The organism is Pseudomonas fontis, from assembly GCF_028656955.1.
GTDB classification, from domain to species: domain Bacteria; phylum Pseudomonadota; class Gammaproteobacteria; order Pseudomonadales; family Pseudomonadaceae; genus Aquipseudomonas; species Aquipseudomonas fontis.
Window position 1 is genome coordinate 25,623 of record NZ_JAMDGY010000117.1, and the last position, 15,241, is coordinate 40,863.

12 protein-coding genes and 2 pseudogenes are annotated in these 15,241 nt (G+C 62.7%); 10 read left to right on the top strand and 4 right to left on the bottom strand.

What is annotated here, in order from left to right:
* The first annotated feature begins 147 nt into the window (after positions 1 to 147).
* From hrpA to M5G11_RS26090, 8 genes and pseudogenes are all read left to right on the top strand, one after another.
* Positions 148 to 4,059 (top strand): ATP-dependent RNA helicase HrpA, encoded by a 3,912-nt coding sequence (hrpA, locus tag M5G11_RS26055; RefSeq protein ID WP_273909147.1) that lies wholly within the window; start codon positions 148 to 150, stop codon positions 4,057 to 4,059.
* Between the two features lie 209 nt (positions 4,060 to 4,268).
* Positions 4,269 to 5,390 (top strand): beta-ketoacyl-ACP synthase III, encoded by a 1,122-nt coding sequence (locus M5G11_RS26060; RefSeq protein ID WP_273909146.1) that lies wholly within the window; start codon positions 4,269 to 4,271, stop codon positions 5,388 to 5,390.
* Positions 5,391 to 5,451: 61 nt separating this feature from the next.
* On the top strand, positions 5,452 to 6,063 hold the full coding sequence (locus M5G11_RS26065) for an RNA polymerase sigma factor (protein ID WP_273909145.1): 612 nt from the start codon (positions 5,452 to 5,454) through the stop codon (positions 6,061 to 6,063).
* On the top strand, positions 6,057 to 6,296 hold the full coding sequence (locus M5G11_RS26070) for a zf-HC2 domain-containing protein (RefSeq protein WP_273909144.1): 240 nt from the start codon (positions 6,057 to 6,059) through the stop codon (positions 6,294 to 6,296). Before M5G11_RS26065 ends, M5G11_RS26070 begins: the two co-directional genes overlap by 7 nt.
* Positions 6,297 to 6,495: 199 nt before the next feature.
* Positions 6,496 to 7,809, top strand: a complete 1,314-nt coding sequence (locus tag M5G11_RS26075; RefSeq protein ID WP_273909143.1) for an OprO/OprP family phosphate-selective porin — start codon at positions 6,496 to 6,498, stop codon at positions 7,807 to 7,809.
* An 82-nt stretch (positions 7,810 to 7,891) separates the two neighbouring features.
* On the top strand, positions 7,892 to 9,016 hold the full coding sequence (locus M5G11_RS26080) for a GNAT family N-acetyltransferase (protein WP_273925409.1): 1,125 nt from the start codon (positions 7,892 to 7,894) through the stop codon (positions 9,014 to 9,016).
* A 68-nt stretch (positions 9,017 to 9,084) separates the two neighbouring features.
* A pseudogene (locus tag M5G11_RS26085) lies at positions 9,085 to 9,282 on the top strand (peptidogalycan biosysnthesis protein); the annotation flags it as partial.
* A gap of 123 nt (positions 9,283 to 9,405) precedes the next feature.
* Positions 9,406 to 9,603 (top strand): annotated as a pseudogene (locus tag M5G11_RS26090) (peptidogalycan biosysnthesis protein); the annotation flags it as partial.
* A gap of 90 nt (positions 9,604 to 9,693) precedes the next feature.
* Here M5G11_RS26090 and M5G11_RS26095 read toward each other — a convergent pair.
* From M5G11_RS26095 to M5G11_RS26110, 4 genes are all read right to left on the bottom strand, one after another.
* A complete protein-coding gene (locus M5G11_RS26095; RefSeq protein WP_273914094.1) occupies positions 9,694 to 11,526 on the bottom strand; it encodes an ABC transporter ATP-binding protein in 1,833 nt (610 codons plus the stop codon).
* 68 nt (positions 11,527 to 11,594) lie between these two features.
* Positions 11,595 to 12,152, bottom strand: coding sequence for a peptidylprolyl isomerase (locus M5G11_RS26100; RefSeq protein WP_273914093.1), 558 nt, complete (start codon positions 12,150 to 12,152; stop codon positions 11,595 to 11,597).
* Positions 12,146 to 12,961, bottom strand: a complete 816-nt coding sequence (locus M5G11_RS26105; protein ID WP_273914092.1) for an alpha/beta fold hydrolase — start codon at positions 12,959 to 12,961, stop codon at positions 12,146 to 12,148. The genes M5G11_RS26100 and M5G11_RS26105 overlap by 7 nt, the downstream gene beginning before the upstream one ends.
* Positions 12,962 to 12,972: 11 nt before the next feature.
* Positions 12,973 to 13,896 carry a PA3225 family LysR-type transcriptional regulator gene (locus tag M5G11_RS26110; RefSeq protein WP_273914091.1) on the bottom strand — a complete coding sequence of 308 codons (924 nt, stop codon included), beginning with the start codon at positions 13,894 to 13,896 and terminating at the stop codon, positions 12,973 to 12,975.
* Positions 13,897 to 13,945: 49 nt separating this feature from the next.
* Between M5G11_RS26110 and M5G11_RS26115 the strand changes: the two genes are divergently transcribed.
* Complete coding sequence (locus M5G11_RS26115; RefSeq protein ID WP_273914090.1) at positions 13,946 to 14,260, top strand: 3-phosphoglycerate kinase; 315 nt, start codon at positions 13,946 to 13,948, stop codon at positions 14,258 to 14,260.
* Positions 14,261 to 14,367: 107 nt separating this feature from the next.
* Entirely contained in the window at positions 14,368 to 14,967 is a 600-nt protein-coding gene (locus M5G11_RS26120; protein ID WP_273914089.1) for an FMN-dependent NADH-azoreductase, read from the top strand.
* Positions 14,968 to 15,241: the final 274 nt, after the last annotated feature.

The following is a 15,241-nucleotide window of genomic DNA, read 5'->3' on the forward strand; positions in this document are numbered from 1 at the left end:
AGCGTTTGTATACCTTCAGATAATCATCGGCTAAACAAAGCCCGCCGCCGTTGCGTCGTGCCGAGGGCCGGCAAATCTGCGACAATCCCCGGCCAAACCAAGCCGATCATGTAAAAGCAGGCTCACCTGCATTATTAAAAAGACGTCATGACTGACCAGAACACCGCCATCGAGCAACTGCTGAAAAACCTCGATCACGCCATGATCGCCGAGCGCCATCGCCTGCGTCGGCAACTGCACGAGCTGCGCAAGCGCCCCGATGAGGCCAAGCTCGCCCAGTGGGCCGAGAAGGTCCAGGCGTCCTTCGACCAGGTCGCCGCGCGCAAAGCCAGCGTGCCGAGCATCCGTTACGACGACAGCCTGCCGATTGCCGCCAAGCGTGACGAGATCAAGAAGGTCCTCGCCGAGCACCAGGTGCTGATCATCGCCGGCGAGACCGGTTCGGGCAAAACCACCCAGTTGCCGAAGATCTGCCTGGAACTGGGGCGTGGCCAGCATGGCCAGATCGCCCATACCCAGCCACGCCGGATCGCGGCGCGCAGCGTTGCCACGCGGGTGGCCGAAGAGCTCGGCACGCCACTGGGGGCGCTGGTCGGCTACCAGGTGCGCTTCGAAGACCAGAGCGATGCCAATACCCTGGTCAAGTTGATGACCGACGGTATCCTGCTGGCCGAAACCCAGCACGACCGCTTCCTTGAGCGCTACGACACGATCATCGTCGACGAAGCCCACGAGCGCAGCCTGAACATCGACTTCCTGCTCGGTTACCTCAAGACCCTGCTGCCGCGTCGCCCGGACCTGAAGGTCATCATCACCTCGGCGACCATTGACCTTGAGCGTTTCTCCAAGCACTTCAACGATGCCCCGATCATCGAAGTGTCGGGCCGCACCTACCCGGTGGACACCTGGTACCGGCCGCTGACCAGCGAGCAGGACGAGGAAGGCAACCGCGTCGAGGACGACCTGACGGTTGACCAGGCGATCCTGGCCACCCTCGATGAAATTGCCGCGTACGAGCGTGGCAACGGCAAGGGCCCGGGCGATGTGCTGGTGTTCCTGCCGGGCGAGCGCGAGATTCGCGACGCCGCAGAAATGCTGCGCAAGGCGCAATTGCGCCATACCGAGATCCTGCCGCTGTATGCGCGGCTGTCGCCGGCTGAACAGCAGAAGATTTTCCAGTCCCATCCGGGCCGCCGCGTGGTGCTGGCGACCAACGTCGCGGAAACCTCGCTGACCGTGCCGGGCATTCGCTATGTGATCGACAGCGGTACCGCGCGCATCAGCCGCTACAGCTACCGCGCCAAGGTCCAGCGCCTGCCGATCGAGGCGGTGTCGCAGGCCAGTGCCAACCAGCGTAAGGGCCGCTGTGGCCGGGTCGAGCCGGGCATTTGCGTGCGCTTGTACAGCGAAGAGGATTTCAACGCGCGGCCGGCGTTTACCGACCCGGAAATCCTGCGTACCAATCTGGCGGCGGTGATCCTGCAGATGCTCCATCTGCACCTGGGCGCCATCGATGCCTTCCCGTTCATCGAGCCGCCGGATGGCAAGGCCATCAGTGACGGCTTCAACCTGTTGCAGGAGCTTTCGGCGGTCAACCGCGAGAACCAGCTGACCCCGCTTGGCCGCCAGTTGGCGCGCTTGCCGGTGGACCCACGGCTGGGCCGCATGCTGCTCGAAGGCGCCAAGCAGGGCAGCCTGCAGGAACTGCTGATCGTCGCCAGTGCGCTGTCGGTGCAGGACCCGCGCGAGCGTCCGCCCGAGCGGCAACAGGCAGCGGACCAGGCCCATGCGCAGTGGAAGGACGTCGATTCCGACTTCGCCGCGCTGGTCAACCTGTGGCGCGGCTTTGAAGAGCAGCGCCAGGCGCTGACCGCCAGCCCGCTGCGCAACTGGTGCCGCAAGAACTTCCTCAATTACCTGCGCCTGCGCGAATGGCGCGATTCGCACCGTCAGCTCAGCCTGATCTGCCGCGACCTGCAACTGAGCATCAACAAGGAGCCGGCGGACTATCCGAAACTGCACAAGGCGATCCTCTCCGGCCTGCTCAGCCAGATCGGCCAGAAGAGCGAAGACGGCGACTACCTTGGCGCGCGCCAGCGGCGTTTCTGGATACACCCGTCCTCCGGGCTGGGCAAGAAGCGCCCGCAATGGCTGATGACCGCAGAGCTGGTGGAAACCACCAAGCTCTATGCGCGCATGGTCGCCAAGATCGATTCGGACTGGATCGAGCCGCTGGCCGGGCACCTGATCAAGAAGAACCACTTCGAGCCGCACTGGGAGAAGAAGCGCGGCCAGGTGGTGGCCTTTGAGCAGGTCACGCTGTACGGCCTGATCGTGGTGGGGCGCCGCGCCGTGCACTACGGCCCGATTGACCCGCAGATGTCCCGTGAGCTGTTTATCCGCGAAGCGCTGGTGGGCGGTGAGATCCAGTCGCGGGCCAAGTGCCTGGCGGCCAACACCCGCCTGCTGGAGCAGCTCGACGAGCTGGAAGCCAAGGCGCGTCGGCGCGACATCCTGGCCGACGAAGAAACCCTCTACGGCTTCTACGAAGCGCGCCTGCCGGCCGAGATCCACCAGACCGCGACCTTTGACAGCTGGTACCGGGTGACCAGCCAGAAAGACCCGCAGCTGCTGATCATGCGCGAAGAAGACGTGCTGGCCCGCGAGGCCAGTGAAGTCACCGCCGCGCAGTACCCGGACACCCTGCGCCTGGGCGACCTGAGCCTGGCACTGACCTACCATTTCGAGCCGAATCACCCGCGTGACGGCGTTACCGTGCGCGTCCCGGCGCCGCTGTTGCCAAGCTTGCCGGGCGATCGCCTGGAATGGCTGGTGCCCGGCCTGCTCGAAGCCAAGTGCATTGCCCTGGTGCGCAACCTGCCCAAGGCGCTGCGCAAGAACTTCGTGCCGGTGCCGGACTTCGTCAAGGCGGCGCTGCCGCGCATGACCTTCGGCGAGGGCTCGCTGCCCCAGGCGCTGGGTCGCGAGCTGCTGCGCATGACCGGCGCGCGGGTTAGCGATGAAGCCTGGGCCGAGTCGGCCGCGCAGGTCGAAGGCCACCTGAAGATGAACATCGAAGTGGTCGATGGCCAGGGTAAGTTCCTCGGCGAAGGCCGCGACTTCGCCGAGCTGACCGCACGCTTCGTCGCGGCCAGCCAGGCCGCGCTGGCCGTGCCGCAATCGGCGAAAAGCCAGCAGCCGGTGCAAGCCAAAGTCTTCGCCGAGATCGCCCAGTCCACCCAGCAGAAGATCGCCGGGCTGTCGATGACGGTCTACCCCGCGTTGGTGGAAGAGGGCGGCACGGTCAAGGAAGGGCGCTTCTCGACCCTGGCCGAGGCGGAGTATCAACATCGCCGGGCCCTGCAACGCCTGCTGCTGCAGCAACTGGCCGAGCCGGCCAAGTTCCTGCGCGGCAAGCTGCCGGGGCAGACCGAGCTGGGGCTGTTGTACCGCGAGTTGGGGCGTGTCGATGCGCTGATCGAGGACATCCTCCTGGCCAGCCTCGACAGTTGCATCCTTGAAGGTGAAAGCACCTTGCCGCGTGACGGCGCCGGGCTGGCCTCGCTGGCCGAGCGCAAGCGCGGCAGCTGGACCGAGCACGCTGAGCGCCTGGCCCGCCTGACCCTGGAGATCCTCAAGCTCTGGCACGGCCTGCAAAAACGCTTCAAGGGCAAGATCGACCTGGCCCAGGCGGTTGCCCTGAACGATATCAAGCAGCAGTTGGCCCACCTGGTGTACCCGGGCTTTGTCCGCGAAGCTCCGGGTGCCTGGCTCAAGGAGTTGCCGCGCTACCTCAAGGCGGTCGAGTTGCGTTTGGAGAAGCTCGGCAGCCAGGTGCAGAAGGACCGCGTGTGGAGCGGCGAGCTCAACGGCCTGTGGGCGCAATACAAGGCCCGTGCCGACAAGCATGCCCAGGAAGGCAAGCGCGATGAGCAACTGGTGCTCTACCGCTGGTGGCTCGAGGAATACCGGGTGTCGCTGTTTGCCCAGCAACTGGGTACAAAAGTGCCGATTTCCGACAAACGACTGAGCAAGCAGTGGAGTCAGGTGGAAGCCTAAACCCCCGAAGTTGTGGCACACTTGGCCGATAATCGTGGCCGCTGGGGCAAACCCGCAGCGGCCACGCGTTTACCGAATGCAACATCAGGCAGCGGCCCCGGGATCCGGGCTCATTGCCTGCAAGAGTTGGCACTGGCGTGCCAGCTGACCGAACCGATCAGGTCGTTGCCCGCCAGGCAGCGGCCGCGAACCCGAACAGAGGAACGACCGTGCATAACGTCGTGATCAGCGGCACCGGCCTGTACACCCCGGCCAACAGCATCTCCAACGAAGAGCTGGTGGAATCCTTCAACGCCTACGTCAACCAGTTCAATGCCGACAACGCTGGCGCCATCGAGCGCGGCGAAGTCCAGGCCCTGGCCGAGTCCAGCGCCGCCTTCATCGAAAAGGCCTCGGGCATCAAGAGCCGTTTCGTCATGGACAAGGCCGGCATCCTCGACCCGCAGCGCATGACCCCGCGCCTGCCCGAGCGCGCCAACGACGAGCCGTCGATCCTCTGCGAAATGGCCGTTGCTGCGGCCAAGCAGGCCCTGGAGCGCGCTGGCCGCACCGCCGCTGACGTCGACGCGGTGATCGTCGCCTGCTCCAACCTGCAGCGTCCTTACCCGGCCATCGCCATCGAAGTGCAAATGGCCCTGGGCATCAACGGCTTCGGCTTCGACATGAACGTTGCCTGTTCCTCGGCCACCTTCGGCATCCAGACCGCCTGCAACAGCGTGCAACTGGGCCAGGCCCGTTCCGTGCTGGTGGTCAGCCCGGAGATCTGCACCGGCCACCTGAACTTCCGCGACCGCGACAGCCACTTCATCTTCGGTGATGCGGCCACGGCCGTGCTGGTCGAGCGTGCCGACCTGGCGACTTCGGAACATCAGTTCGACATCGTCAGCACCAAGCTGCTGACGCAGTTCTCCAACAACATCCGCAACAACTTCGGCTTCCTCAACCGCGCGGCGGAAGAGGGCGCCAACGCCTCGGACAAACTCTTCGTGCAGGAAGGCCGCAAGGTGTTCCGCGAGGTCTGCCCGATGGTTGCCGAGCTGATCGCCCAGCACCTGGCCGAGAACAGCCTCAACGTCGGCGACGTCAAGCGCTTCTGGCTGCACCAGGCCAACCTCAGCATGAACCACCTGATCGTCAAGAAGCTGCTGGGTCGTGACGCGCTGGAAGAAGAAGCCCCGGTAATTCTCGACACCTACGCCAACACCAGCTCGGCCGGCTCGGTGATTGCCCTGCACAAGCACCAGGACGATCTGCCCCAGGGTGCGCTGGGTGTGCTTAGCTCCTTTGGTGCCGGTTATTCGATCGGTAGCGTGATTTTGCGCAAACGTTGAGTTCGGCTGTAACAAGCTGCACTCATCGACGTCCATTGGGCACGTTCAGGATGAGGTGGCAATGTCAGTCGAAATTGAAGCACGCTTGCTTGAGCGCCTGCTGGTCGGAGACCAGCAGGCCTTCAGGGAACTGGTAACGACCTACCAGGGCGCCATGCGCGCCGTGGCTCACGCCATATTGGGCAGCCGCCAGGCCGACGAGGCCGTGCAGGATGCCTGGCTGGCGGTGGTACGCAGCCTGCCGGGCTTTCAGGGGCGTTCCAGCCTCAAGACCTGGCTGTTGACCATCACGGCCAACGCCGCCAAGACGCGCTACAAGCAGAACCGCCGCGAGGTGCTGCTCGATGACCTGCCGTCGCCCCATGGCACCATTGGCGCCGAACGGTTCTCCGGTGACGGCCACTGGCTGCTGGCGCCTTCCTCCTGGCACGAAGACACCCCTGAAGCCTTGCTCAGCCAGGAAGAGCTGCGCGAGTGCCTGGAAAAAACCCTGATCGGCCTGCCCAACCTGCAAAGCAGCGTATTGTTGTTGCGCGAGCGTCAAGGGCTGGAATTGGAGGAAATCTGTAATCTTTTGGAGATATCGCTCTCCAATGTCCGCGTGCTGTTGCACCGGGCGAGGCTGAAGGTCTTCGCCACCCTGGAACACTTCGAGGATACCGGCCAATGCTGAGCTGCAAGGAACTGGTCGCGCGCTCAAGCGACTATCTGGATGGACAACTGACCTTTGCCGGCTACCTGCAAGCCCGGCAGCACCTGCTGTTCTGCAAAAACTGCCGCCGCTTCATCAAGCAGATGCGCCTGGCCCAGGCGACGATCAAGGCCATGCCGGAGCCGGTGGTAGATGACACTGACGAACTCGTCCAGCGCATGACCGAGGCCCATCGCAACCGCAACAGGCCGTGAAAACCCGCTGCGAGGCCCTGCAATGGGGTCTTTCGGCTTATTCGTATTCGAAGTAAAAAGTTCCGTTGTCACAAAATCTTTATCTAATAGCCACCAATCTGACATCCCCTATCGCCAAGATTCCTCCCCAGCACAAGTGGCCTGAGCCGCGTGTTTTTTCAACGTAATCAAGACCATAAACGTTAGGGGAGCAACTTCGATGATCCGTAAGCACTTCGCCGGTTTCGTAGCCAGCGCTTTGGCAATGGCCGTTACCGCCCAGGCTTTCGCGGGCACCGTGACTACCGACGGCGCCGATATCGTAGTCAAGACCAAGGGTGGCCTCGAGGTCGCTACCACCGACAAGGAATTCAGCTTCAAGCTGGGCGGTCGGATCCAGGCTGACTACAGCCGTTTCGACGGTTTCTACACCAACAATGGCAACACTGCCGACGCCGGCTACTTCCGTCGTGCTTACCTGGAATTGGGCGGTGTGATGTACACCGACTGGGCTTACCAGATTGCCTACGACTTCTCGCACAACTCCGGCGGTGACAACCGCTCTGAGGACGGCTACTTCGACGAAGCTTCGCTGGCGTACAACGGCTTCAAGCCAGTGTCGATCAAGATCGGTCGTTTCGACCCTGAGTTCGGCCTGGAAAAAGCCACCAGCTCCAAGTGGGTAACCGCACAAGAGCGTAACGCCGCGTACGATCTGGTCGACTGGACCAACTCGCACAACGGTGGTCTGGGTATCCAGGCTTCGGGCAACGTTGGCGACTCGCTGTACGGTTCGGCCGGTATGTTTGCCAAGGACGCCACCAACCAGGACAAGGACGGCGACAGCACCAAGCAGTTCAACCTGCGTGCCGTCTTCGCCCCGATGCACGACTCGGGCAACGTCCTGCACTTCGGCGTCAACTACGCTCAGCGTGATCTGTCTGACACCGCGTTCGATGGTCGTATCCGCAGCCGTCTGGGCATGCGTGGTGTGAGCACCGACGGTGGCCAGGATGCCGGCACCAACGGCAACCGCCTGACCCTGGCTGGCGCCAACAACACCCCGGCCGGCGCTTACGACACTGACAAGGCCTGGGGCCTGGAAGCCGCCTTCGCTACTGGCCCGTTCTCGGTACAGGGTGAATACGTCAAGCGTACCGTCGAAGCTGACGGCGCTGCCTACAAGGACATCAAGGCTGACGGTTACTACGGTCAAGTGGCCTACACCATCACCGGTGAAGCCCGTGGCTACAAGCTCGGCAAGTTCGACAGCATCAAGCCGCAGAACAAGCAGATTGGTGCCTGGGAAGTCTTCTACCGCTATGACCACCTCAGCGCTGATGACGACAACGGTGCATTCGCCAACGTTGGCGACATCGAAGGCAAGGTCCACAACGTGGGTCTGAACTGGTACGCCAACGAAGCGATCAAGCTGAGCGGCGTATACGTCAAGGCTAACGTGGAAAACGCGAAAAACGCTGCCGGCGACGACAGTGGCGACGGTTTCGTAATGCGCGCGCAGTACGTGTTCTAAGTAACGCTCCTTCATCCGCTAAATCTTGAGCCCCACCTCGGTGGGGCTTTTTTTCGCCTGCGCGACGGGGCAGACTGCGCGGATGCCCAACCTTATCCTGCAACAGCTCGCCGAACTCGATGCCGCCACCTGGGACGCCCTGGTGCCGGCGGCGCAACCTTTTCTGCGCCATGCCTTCCTGCACAGCCTGGAAGCCAGCGGCAGCGTCAGCCGGCACACCGGCTGGTTGCCCATGCACCAGGTGCAGCGCAATGCCCAGGGGCAACTGGTGGCGGCGTTTCCGGCGTACGTGAAGACCCACTCCTTTGGCGAATATGTGTTCGACCAAGGTTGGGCCGATGCCTGTGAGCGCGCCGGCATCGACTATTACCCCAAGCTGCTGTGCGCGGTGCCGTTCTCGCCGGTGGGCGGTGCGCGCTTGCTGGGTGATGCCGGGGCGGTGGCGCAGTTGCTTGATCAGGCGACTGATGAGCTGTTCGATCGCGGCTTGTCGGGGATGCACGTGAACTTCACCGATGAAGCGGCGGATAGCGTGTTGCGCGGGCGTGATGGCTGGATGGAGCGATTGGGCTGTCAGTTTCACTGGCGCAACGAAGGCTATCGGGATTTCCAGGACTTTCTCGACCGGCTCAGTTCACGCAAGCGCAAGCAGATGCGCAAGGAGCGCGAGCAGGTGGCGGGGCAGGGGATCGAGTTCGTCTGGTACCGGGGCGGTGAGCTGAGCGAGGCGCAGTGGGACTTCGTGTATGCCTGCTATGCCAATACCTATGCGGTGCGCCGGCGGGCGCCGTACCTGACGCGGGAGTTCTTCAGTCTGTTGGCCGAGGGCATGCCCGAGGCGATTCGCGTGGTCATGGCGGTGCAGGGGGGGCGCGAGGTGGCGATGGCCTTCAGCCTGGTCGGTGGAGACAGCCTGTATGGGCGCTACTGGGGCTGCCTGGCCGAGTTTGACCGGCTGCACTTTGAGACGTGCTTTTATCAGGGGATGGATTTTGCCATTGCCGAGGGCCTGCAGCGCTTTGATGCCGGGGCGCAGGGCGAGCACAAGCTGATTCGCGGGTTCGAACCGGTGATTACCCGGTCGTGGCACTACCTGCTGCATCCGGGGCTGAGGTCGGCGGTGGAAGACTTTCTGGCGCAGGAGCGGGTGGGGGTGTTGGGGTATGCCGAGGGAGCGCGTTCGGCATTGCCATTTCGCCAGGTCTGAGGGCCCTATCGCCGGCCTTACCGGCGATGAGGCCCTCAATCCACCCCGACAAATCCACCTGTCTGGTGATGCAGCGTTTTGATGCCGGGGCGCAGGGCGAGCACAAGTTGATTCGCGGGTTCGAACCGGTGATTACCCGGTCGTGGCACTACCTGCTGCATCCGGGGCTGAGGTCGGCGGTGGAAGACTTTCTGGCGCAGGAGCGGGTGGGGGTGTTGGGGTATGCCGAGGGAGCGCGTTCGGCATTGCCATTTCGCCAGGTCTGAGGGCCCTATCGCCGGCAAGGCCGGCTCCCACAGAGATTGTCAGGGTAGTGTTGGCCCATGTGGGAGCCGGCCTTGCCGGCGATGAGGCCCTCAATCCACCCCGACAAACCCACCTGTCTGGTGATGCAGCGTTTTGATGCCGGGGCGCAGGGCGAGCACAAGCTGATTCGCGGGTTCGAACCGGTGATTACCCGGTCGTGGCACTACTTGCTGCATCCGGGGCTGAGGTCGGCGGTGGAAGACTTTCTGGCGCAGGAGCGGGTGGGGGTGTTGGGGTATGCCGAGCAAGCGCGTTCGGCATTGCCATTTCGCCAGGTCTGAAGGCCCTATCGCCGGCAAGGCCGGCTCCCACAGAGATTGTCAGGGTAGTGTTGGCCCATGTGGGAGCCGGCCTTGCCGGCGATGAGGCCCTCAATCCACCCCGACAAATCCACCGGTCTGGTGATGCCACAACCGCGCATACAAACCTTGATGCGCCAGCAGCTCACTGTGGCTGCCCACCTCGACCACCCGACCTTTCTCCAGCACCACCAGCCGGTCCATGCGGGCGATGGTCGACAGGCGGTGAGCAATGGCGATCACGGTCTTGCCCTGCATCAGCGTCTCCAGGCTCTCCTGGATCGCGGCCTCCACTTCCGAGTCCAGCGCTGACGTAGCCTCGTCCATGATCAGGATCGGCGCGTTCTTCAACAGCACCCGCGCAATCGCGATACGTTGACGCTGCCCACCCGACAACTTGACCCCACGCTCACCCACATGCGCATCGAACCCGGTACGCCCCTGGGCATCGGACAACTGCGGGATGAACTCGTCTGCGCGCGCGCCCCGCACCGCTTCCCACAGTTGTTCTTCGCTGGCGTCCGGCTTGCCGTACAGCAGGTTGTCGCGGATCGAGCGGTGCAGCAGCGAGGTGTCCTGGGTAATCATGCCGATCTGCGCGCGCAGGCTGGCCTGGGTAACATGAGCAATGTCCTGGCCATCGACCAGGATTCGTCCGCCCTCCAGGTCATACAGGCGCAACAGCAGGTTGACCAGGGTCGACTTGCCGGCCCCCGATGGCCCGATCAGGCCGATCTTCTCGCCTGGGCGAATATCCAGGTTGAGGTTGTCGATGATCCGGTTGCCCTGGCCGTAGTGAAAGTCGACATTCTCGAAGCGCACAGCGCCACGCTCGACCTTCAATGCCGGGGCATTCGGCGGGTCGGTCACGGTGACCGGCTGGGCGATGGTCTGCAGGCCATCCTGGACCATGCCGATGTTCTCGAAGATGCCGTTGACCACCCACATGATCCAGCCCGACATGTTGACGATACGGATCACCAGGCCAGTGGCCAGCGCAATGGCGCCGACGCTGATCAGCGACTGCGTCCACAGCCACAGGGCCAGGCCGGTGGTCGTGACGATCAGCAGGCCGTTGAGGCTGGTGATGACGATGTCCATGCTGGTGATCACCCGGCTGGCCAGCTGGGTTTTTTCGGTTTGCTCGCTGATCGCTTCGCGGGCGTACTGGCGCTCGTAGTCGGTGTGCGCGAACAGCTTGAGGGTGGTGATGTTGGTGTAGCCGTCGACGATGCGCCCCATCAGCTTGGAGCGCGCATCGGAGGAGATCACCGCGCGCGCTTTCACCCGCGGCACAAAGTAGTACAGCGCGGCGCTGTAGCAGGCGATCCAGGTCAGCAGGGGCAGCATCAGCCGCCAGTCCGCCTCGGCGAACAACACCAGCGAGCTGACCGCATAGATCAGCACATGCCACAGCGCGTCCACCGCCTGCACCGCCGAGTCGCGCAGCGAGTTGCCGGTCTGCATGATGCGCTGGGCAATGCGCCCGGCAAAATCGCTCTGGAAGAAATTCAGGCTCTGCTTGAGCACATAGTTGTGGTTTTGCCAGCGGATCATGCTGGTCATGCCGGGGCTGATGGTCTGGTGCACCAGCAGGTCGTGCAGGCCGGTGAAGATCGGCCGCAGCAGCAGCGTTACCACCAGCATCCAAATCAGCTCGCCGGCGTGATCGCTGAAGAAGTTCGCATTCGCCGGGCCCTGGGTCAGGTCGATGATCCGGCTCAGGTAGCTGAACAGCGCCACCTCGATCAGCGCACCGATCAGGCCGACCACCAGCAGCACGGCAAAGCTCGGCCAGACCTGGCGCAGGTAATACAGGTAGAAGGGCAATACGGTGCCAGGCGGCGCCGCCGTCGGCGCATCACGGAAGATATCGATCAACTGCTCAAAACGGCGGAACAACATGAAAACGGTAACTCCTGTCGGCTAGTCGACCGGCCTGGTCGGGGTTCACATCCCTGTGAACTCAGGGATCAGTCGATGCGTTTGGCAGACTTGATCATGATCGGATCGACCGGTACGTCGCGCATGCCTGATTTGGTGGTGGTTTGCGAGTTGACGATCTGGTCGACCACGTCCATGCCCTTGACCACCTTGGCGAACACGGCATAGCCAGCGTCACGGCCCGGATCGAGGAAGGCGTTGTCGGCAACGTTGATGAAGAACTGGCTGGTCGCCGAGTTCGGGTTCGAGGTACGCGCCATCGACAGCGTGCCACGGGTGTTGTGCAGGCCGTTGCTGGCTTCGTTGCGGATCGGGTCCTTGGTCGGCTTTTGCTGCATTTGCGCGGTGAAGCCGCCGCCCTGGACCATGAAGCCCGGAATCACCCGGTGGAAAATGGTGTTGGAGTAGAAGCCGCTGTCGACGTACTCCAGGAAGTTCTTGCTGCTGATTGGCGCCTTGACGGTATCCAGTTCCACTTCGATCTGGCCGAAGCTGGTTTCCAGCAGCACGTGCGGTTGCTTGTCGGCAGCCATCAGGCTGGTGGCGAAGGCGACCGAACAGGCGGCCAGGAGGATTTTTTTCAGCATGAACTCAATGATCCTTGAGGGGTGGTGGAAGTGGCTGCGAGAAATTGCAGCAACGTCTGGTTGAAGCGTTGTGGCTGATCCAGCGGCGTAGCGTGCCGTGAATCGTCGATGATCGCCAGTCGCGCGTGGGGGATCAGGCTGACATAGCGCTCCTTGAGCTTTACCGGGGTGTAGTCGTGGTCGGCGCTGATGACCAGTGTAGGACAGGTAATTCGCCCCAGGCGTTCCTCAACGCCCCAGCCGACAATGGCGTCGAAACTTGCCAGGTAGGCCCGCTTGTCATTGCGTGCCCAGCGTTCGGCCATCTTGCGTCGCAGCTCGGCTTGTTCGGGTTTGGGGAACAGGCGGGCGGCCAGGCCTTTGCCGATGGTGCTCAGGCTGAGCACGCGGGCGAGGGTCCAGCGCTTGGCCCACTGCCAGTAGTCGTCGCGGCTGCGCACCTTGACCTCGGGGGCGCTGTTGACGATGCACAGGCTGCGCAGCCACTCGGGGTGATCGACTGCAAACTGGAAACCGACCATGCCGCCCATGGACAGGCCCACCAAGTGCACCGGGCCGGTTTGCAGGTGTTCCAGCAGGGCCATCAGGTCGGCGCTGAAGCCGGGGATGCTGTAGCGCTCGCGCGGCTTGTCGGAGCGCCCATGGCCGCGAATGTCCATGAGGATCAGGCGGTAGTGGCGGGCCAGTTCCGCGATCTGCATTTCCCAGTCCTGGCAACTGGAGCCTAGCCCGTGGAGCAATACCAGGGGTTCGCCCTGGCCGTATTCCTCGTAGTGCAGCGAGCAACCTTCATGTTCGAAGTAGGCCATGGCGCATCCTGTCAGGCTTGGGCGGGGGCAGCGAAAGGCACGTCCAGCGGCGCGGTATCGAAGTTGCGCAGCAACTCGATGAGAATTTGCGTGGCCGGGCCCAGGGGTTTGTCCTTGTTCGAGTAAAGGTAGAACAGCGGGTGACGACTGCCACCCTGATCCAGCAGTAGCGGCTTGAGCACGCCCTCGCGCAGCTCGCGCTCGATCAGGTGGCGTGGCAGCCAGGCAAAGCCCAGGCCGCTGCTGACGAAGGTGGCGGCGGTGGCCAGGCTGCCGACGGTCCAGCGTTGTTCGGCACCGAGCCAGCCGACATCGCGCGGCTGGGCGCGGCCGGAGTCGCGGATGACCACCTGCAGTTGGCTTTCCAGGTCCTGGAAGCTCAGTTGTCGGCCGAGGCGATGCAGTGGGTGTTCGGGGTGGGCGACGGCGACGAATTCCACGGCGCTGAGTTCGGCGCCCAGGTAGCCGGGAATGCTGAAGCTGCTGATGGCAAGGTCGGCGATGCCTTCGTGCAGCACCTCTTCCACGCCGGACAGCACTTCCTCACGCAGGCGCACCCGGCAGCCACGGCTTTGCGGCATGAATGCACTGAGGGCGCGGACCAGGCGGGCGTTAGGGTAGGCGGCATCGACCACCAGGCGTACCTCGGCTTCCCAGCCTTGCTCCATGTGGTGGGCGAGGTCTTCGAGCTGGCTGGCCTGCTTGACCAGTTGGCGTGAGCGGCGCAGCAGCACGCCGCCGGCTTCGGTGAGCACTGCCTTGCGCCCATCGATGCGCAGCAGTGGCACGCCGAGTTGGTCTTGCATACGGGCCACGGTATAGCTCACCGAGGACTGCGAGCGATGCAGCGCTTCGGCGGCCTGGGCAAACCCGCCGTGATCGACCACGGCCTGCAGGGTTCGCCATTGATCCAGGGTAACGCGTGGCGCTTTCATCTTCGGCTCCTGTTGTCCTAAGCTGGCGCTCTTACATGGAGAGCGTCGTATGAAGAAATGTTGTGCGGTATTGCTGGCACTGCTGCCCCTCACGGCCGTGGCCTATCCCATCGACGTGGAAAAATCCACGGACGGCGTCAAGCTCGACTACACCGCCTACGACACTGACCGTGACATCGGCTCGATCACCCTGAACAACTATGGCGAGGTTGCCGCGCAGTGCAAGGTCACCTTCCGCAACGGGCCTGAAGCGCCGCGTGTGCGTCGAGTGCAGGTCCCGGCGAAGAAAAGCGTCGATGTGACCGCCAAGTTCAACCGCGAAATCATCAAGCTGCGTGTCAGCCTGGACTGCAAACCGCAATAAAACGATTTAACTGATAGGTTTGGCCTAGTTTTTACGCTTTTTTATCGATAGGTCAATCACTAATCTTGCCTCCATTGACTTAGCCACTTCGCCGATGGAGGCAACCCATGTCCCGTGTACTGATCATCGAAAGCAGCGCCCGCCAGCAGGATTCGATTTCCCGTCAACTGACCCGGGATTTTGCCGCGCAGTGGCAGGCGGCGAACCCGGCGGACACGCTGACCCAGCGTGACCTGGCGGTGAATCCGGTGCCGCACCTGGACAGCCATTTGCTCGGCGGCTGGATGAAGCCTGAAGCGCAGCGTTCTGCCGAAGAGTTGCAGGCGCTGGCGCGTTCCAACGAGCTGACTGATGAAGTGCTGGCGGCTGATGTGCTGGTGTTGGCGGCGCCGATGTACAACTTCGCCATTCCTAGCACCCTCAAGGCCTGGCTGGACCATGTGCTGCGCGCCGGGGTGACCTTCAAATACACCGAGACCGGGCCTCAGGGGCTGCTGACTGGCAAGCGTGCCTACGTGCTGACGGCGCGTGGCGGGATTCATGCCGGGGCCTCGAGTGACCATCAGGAACCGTACCTGCGCCAGGTGTTGGCGTTTATCGGGATTCATGATGTGACGTTCATTCATGCTGAAGGGCTGAACATGGGAGGGGACTTCCATGAAAAAGGCCTGAACCAGGCTAAAGCGCAGTTGGCTGCGGTGGCTTGAGGTTTGATCTGACGTGATCTGACGAGTTTTCCCCCCGCCTGACACCTTGTTGCTCCTTTGGGTGTAGATGCCCGGTCGTTATTGGCCGGGCTTTTTTATGTGTGAGTTTTTTGGGTTTATCCGTTTGATTTTTGGGGCTATTGGCCCCTTCCGCCCATACGGCGGGTCACTTTTGAAAGGCGCAAATTAGTCGTTTATAGAATTTGTTTACGTCACACAAAGCAAAAGCCACACAAACATACGCACGGTAATTTCCTGTAGATACCGTCTTGCC

Excerpts from the sequence above, each read along its gene's own strand:
- hrpA (WP_273909147.1), top strand. The coding sequence starts at position 148 with ATGACTGACCAGAACACCGCCATCGAGCAACTGCTGAAAAACCTCGAT.
- M5G11_RS26065 (WP_273909145.1), top strand. The coding sequence starts at position 5,452 with ATGTCAGTCGAAATTGAAGCACGCTTGCTTGAGCGCCTGCTGGTCGGA.
- M5G11_RS26070 (WP_273909144.1), top strand. The coding sequence starts at position 6,057 with ATGCTGAGCTGCAAGGAACTGGTCGCGCGCTCAAGCGACTATCTGGAT.
- M5G11_RS26075 (WP_273909143.1), top strand. The coding sequence starts at position 6,496 with ATGATCCGTAAGCACTTCGCCGGTTTCGTAGCCAGCGCTTTGGCAATG.
- M5G11_RS26080 (WP_273925409.1), top strand. The coding sequence starts at position 7,892 with ATGCCCAACCTTATCCTGCAACAGCTCGCCGAACTCGATGCCGCCACC.
- M5G11_RS26095 (WP_273914094.1), bottom strand. The coding sequence starts at position 11,526 with ATGTTGTTCCGCCGTTTTGAGCAGTTGATCGATATCTTCCGTGATGCG.
- M5G11_RS26100 (WP_273914093.1), bottom strand. The coding sequence starts at position 12,152 with ATGCTGAAAAAAATCCTCCTGGCCGCCTGTTCGGTCGCCTTCGCCACC.
- M5G11_RS26105 (WP_273914092.1), bottom strand. The coding sequence starts at position 12,961 with ATGGCCTACTTCGAACATGAAGGTTGCTCGCTGCACTACGAGGAATAC.
- M5G11_RS26110 (WP_273914091.1), bottom strand. The coding sequence starts at position 13,896 with ATGAAAGCGCCACGCGTTACCCTGGATCAATGGCGAACCCTGCAGGCC.
- M5G11_RS26115 (WP_273914090.1), top strand. The coding sequence starts at position 13,946 with ATGAAGAAATGTTGTGCGGTATTGCTGGCACTGCTGCCCCTCACGGCC.
- M5G11_RS26120 (WP_273914089.1), top strand. The coding sequence starts at position 14,368 with ATGTCCCGTGTACTGATCATCGAAAGCAGCGCCCGCCAGCAGGATTCG.